Consider the following 3,991-nt stretch of genomic DNA (forward strand, 5'->3'; position numbering starts at 1 on the left):
ACTCTGCGCCTCTGCGGCTCTGCGTGAGAAATCAGTTGAAGTTCAAAGGGGCGGGACCGCGCGCGGTCCCGCCCCTTCTGCGTGCTGCCTTCGACGTGCTTTACCGGTAGGCCGCCACGGAGGCCGCCGTCAGGTTCAGCACGCGCGCGTTGTCCTCGTACGCGACGGTGCCCATGGCCACGCCGCTGTACGTCTTGAGCGGGTTGCTCCAGTACTGGATGCGCGTGCAGTTGCTGCAGTTGTTGCCGTAGGCCATGACCGTGCGCCAGTTCTTGGCTGCCGGGATGAAGCCGTGGCCGTAGGCGTACGGCGTGGTGCTGCCGTCCACGAAGCGGTCGTGGCGGGCACCCTGCAGGTGGCCGATCTCGTGGCCGAACGAGTAGTAGCCCGTGATGCAGTCCCAGTGCGCCACGGCGAACGCCGAGGTGGCCGTGGAGCCGATGGACGAGGCAATGCCGCACGCCTCGCTGTCGTTCACCACCAGCAGCACCACGTCGGCCGCGTAGGTGTTCCGCAGCGTGTGGACGTTGTCCATCACGCCGTCCGTCGTGCTGCGCAGCGCCGCCACGTGCTGCGAGAAGCTGCGGCCGCTCTCGTTGTACGTGACCTGCGCCGTGTGCACCCGCACCATGTTGATGTTGATGCCGCTGTTGACGTACGACTGGTTGGTCTCGTCCACGGCCAGCTGGATCTTGCTGGCGATGTTGCCCGCGGCGCTCGCGGCCGACGCCGTGTAGACCACCAGCACGTTGATGGTGCTCAGGGCGGCGGCGCCCACGGTGCCCTCAGGCGCCTTGGCGGCCAGGTAGTTGGTCGGAGGCGGCACGTCCAGCGCGCCCGCCGGGTGATCGGCCGGGTGCTCCGAGGGGAAGCCGTTCTGGTCCATGCGCGACACGGCGTGCAGGCCGTTGCCCAGCGGCTCGATGCGGTACTGCACGCGGTCCAGCGTCACGGTGCCCGTCACGCCCTCCGGCGAGTACACCATCTGCACGTACCCGTTGTTCACGCCCTGCACGCGGCCGCCCCACGAGATGTCGTTGGCCGAGCGCTGCTCCACGCGCTCGCCCTGGGCCACCACCTGCACGCCCGGCGCGACGGCCAAGCGCAGGGCGCCGCCGCGGCGCAGCAGCGCGGCGGGGCCGGTGGCCAGGCGGGCCAGGTGCGTGTCGTCGTTGTTGGCCCGCTGGCGGATGGCCGACAGGCGGCCGCGCTGCGGCGTCTCCAGCGAGGCGTCGTTCGCGATCGTAAGGAAGTTCTCCTGCACCACGACAGGGCTGGCGGCCGACGAGGCCGAGGGGGCCGTCTCGTCGCCCTGGCAGGCGGCGAGGCCCAGGGTGGCGGCGAGAACCAGGGACAACCGAGCTTTCATCGTGCGTTCCTCCGAGAGGGGGGTGAGCGGACGTGTTTCCCGACGAGAGGGGGCGGGAAACCACAGGTTTGCCGTCTGTATCACTCACCTTCAATAAATTGCGGATACCGTATTGATCAATCGCTGTGCCCACCGGGCGGCAACGGTGCGCTGTCCGTCTGCCTCGCGCCCGCACGTCCGTGCTAAGCTCGTGGGCGCGATCGGATTGCCTGACCGTTTCACTGGTACGGCAGCAGCGGAAGATTGACAGAGGTTCGTCTGCTATCGTCCCCAAAGAGGCGAATCAGGGTGCACGCTCCTGCACCAAAACGCACCGGAAAGACTGAAACGGTGCAACGGGTCCATCGATCCCGCTCCGGGATGGTGAGCCCGCTGTGGCGTTCGTTATCCAGGGCGGCGACGTGGATTTTCGTCTCGTGGATGGCCTTGTCGAAATCGGGGCGCGCCGTTCGACGTGGAGGCAGAGACGGCGATGCGGCACGGGCGGAGGGTCCGGCCCGCGTCGAAAGTCCGTCGCGCCGGGGACGCCGCCGGGCCGCGCAGATGCGCATCCGCACGGCGGCGCCGGCATCCATCCACGCCCCGAACGAGCCGCCGCCATGACCGTCCAGACCCCCGCCGCCCCCACGTCCGCCCGCACCGGCCACGCCGAGGCCAACGGCATCCGCTACTACTACGAGATCCACGGGGAAGGTGAGCCGCTGCTCCTGCTGCACGGCGGGCTGGGCTCCATCCACATGTTCGGCCCCGTGCTGCCCGCGCTGGCGCGGGGACGCCAGGTGATCGCCGTGGACCTGCACGGGCACGGCCGCACGGAGCTGGGCAGCCGCGCGTTCAGCATCCACGGCCTGGGCGACGACCTAGCCCGGGTGCTGGACGTGCTGGGGCACGACCAGGTGGACGTGATGGGCTACTCACTGGGCGGCAGCGCGGCGCTTCGCCTGGCCGCGCAGCACCCGGAGAAGGTGCGCCGGCTGGTGGTCGTGTCGGCGGGGTTCGCGCGGGACGGATTCTACGCGGAGATGCTCCCGCTGCAGGACGGGCTGAGCGCGGCCGCCGCAGAGCACATGCGCGACACGCCCATGTACCAGTCGTACGTGGCCCTGGCGCCCAACCCGGATGACTTTCCCCGGCTGCTGGACCAGATGGGCGCGTACATCCGCACGCCCTACAACTGGGCCGACGACGTGCGCGCGCTGCGCATGCCCGTGATGCTGGTCTTTGGCGACAGCGACATGTACCGGCCGGAGCACGTGGTGGAGATGTACCAGCTGCTGGGCGGCGGCCTGCGCGACGCCGGCTGGATGCGCGAGAACCTGTCCCCCAACCGCCTGGCCATCCTTCCGAACCTCACGCACTACGATATCTTCACGTCGCCCGCACTGGTCTCGGCCGTGCTGCCGTTCCTGGACGGCCAGGCGGATCCGCCCTCCTGGGCAGACCAGGTGGCCGAGCGCGGCTACTGACGCGCGCGGCGGAGATCGGCCGCGCCGCGTGCCACTCAGCCGGAGAGCCGTTCCGCCCGATGCCGATGTCCTTCGATTCCACCGCCCGCATGGCGGGTTTCGCGCTCGCGCACGCCGCGTGGGGCGTCCACGAGGCGCCCGCCGGCGAGCTGCTGACGCCGTTCCTCCTCGTCGACGACGGCGGCACGCGCGAGCTCATGCGCTTCGAGCTCGAGACGCAGGACCAGGCCATCGCCGAGGGCAAGCGCGCCGTCGATTCGCTGGCTGGGCGCGTGGACGCGTGGGCCTTCGCGCGCGAGGGCCTGCTGCGGATGCTCCAGGGGACGGAATCCACGCAGCACGTGCTGGCGGTGGAGTTCGGCCGGCGCGAGGGCGAGGGGCGGTACGCCGTCATCCAGCCGTATCGCCCCGCGGCGGATCCCGCGGGCTTCGGGCTCCAGGGCGCTCCCATGGTCCTCCGCGACGGCCAGGTGGTCGGCGCGGAAGACGCGGAGCGCGTGATGCGGTCCGTGCGCGGCGGCATCGGCGACCATCCCGCCGCCGCGCCGCTGTGGGACCCGTGGACGGGATGATGACTCGCCCGTCCGTGCATTCATCATCCGTCCGCCCACCTTTGCCCGCCGCGCGCACGTGAGCCGATTCGAACCGGGGTTCTTCGATTCCATCTACCAGGGCGCACCGCCGCCGTGGGACGTGGGCAAGGCGCAGCCGGCGCTGTCCGCGCTTTTCGACGAGCATCCGCCCGCCGGGCCCGTGCTGGACGCGGGGTGCGGCTCCGGTGACCTGGCCATCGAGCTGGCGGGGCGCGGGCTGGACGTCGTGGGCGTCGACATCGTGGAGGCGGCCATCGCGCAGGCGCGGCAAAAGGCGGATGCGCTGCCGGCGGACGTCGCGCGGCGGCTGGAGTTCCGCGTGGGCGACGCGCTGCGCCCGACGGCGCTGGGCCGGACGCTGGGCGCGGTGGTGGATTCCGGCTTCTTTCACCTGTTCGACCAGCCCACGCGTGACGCCTACGCGGACGAGATCGCGGCCGCGCTGCGTCCCGGCGGGCGCCTGTACCTGCTGGAGTTCGCGACGGAGTTCCCCGTCCCCAACACGCCCCTCCAGGTCACGGACGATGAGCTGCGCGCCCGCTTTTCCGCCGAGAAAGGCTGGC

At 70.7% G+C, this 3,991-nt stretch carries 4 protein-coding genes; 3 read left to right on the forward strand and 1 reads right to left on the reverse strand.

All coding sequences use genetic code 11. From position 1 onward, the window contains the following. Positions 1–100: 100 nt before the first annotated feature. A complete protein-coding gene (locus VFZ20_RS25655; protein ID WP_329686813.1) occupies positions 101–1,369 on the reverse strand; it encodes a M12 family metallo-peptidase in 1,269 nt (422 codons plus the stop codon). 599 nt (positions 1,370–1,968) lie between these two features. Between VFZ20_RS25655 and VFZ20_RS25660 the strand changes: the two genes are divergently transcribed. From VFZ20_RS25660 to VFZ20_RS25670, 3 genes are all read left to right on the forward strand, one after another. Further along, positions 1,969–2,835 carry an alpha/beta hydrolase gene (locus tag VFZ20_RS25660; protein ID WP_329686814.1) on the forward strand — a complete coding sequence of 289 codons (867 nt, stop codon included), beginning with the start codon at positions 1,969–1,971 and terminating at the stop codon, positions 2,833–2,835. 65 nt (positions 2,836–2,900) lie between these two features. After that, positions 2,901–3,407, forward strand: coding sequence for a hypothetical protein (locus tag VFZ20_RS25665; protein ID WP_329686815.1), 507 nt, complete (start codon positions 2,901–2,903; stop codon positions 3,405–3,407). A gap of 58 nt (positions 3,408–3,465) precedes the next feature. Further along, positions 3,466–3,991: class I SAM-dependent methyltransferase (locus VFZ20_RS25670; protein ID WP_329686816.1), on the forward strand; the 526-nt coding region annotated here is incomplete at its 3' end.

The organism is Longimicrobium sp., assembly GCF_036280135.1.
Classification (GTDB): domain Bacteria; phylum Gemmatimonadota; class Gemmatimonadetes; order Longimicrobiales; family Longimicrobiaceae; genus Longimicrobium.

What these genes read in the sequence shown, in the direction of transcription:
- VFZ20_RS25655 (WP_329686813.1), bottom strand. Translation starts at nt 1,369, where the DNA reads ATGAAAGCTCGGTTGTCCCTGGTTCTCGCCGCCACCCTGGGCCTCGCC.
- VFZ20_RS25660 (WP_329686814.1), top strand. Translation starts at nt 1,969, where the DNA reads ATGACCGTCCAGACCCCCGCCGCCCCCACGTCCGCCCGCACCGGCCAC.
- VFZ20_RS25665 (WP_329686815.1), top strand. Translation starts at nt 2,901, where the DNA reads ATGTCCTTCGATTCCACCGCCCGCATGGCGGGTTTCGCGCTCGCGCAC.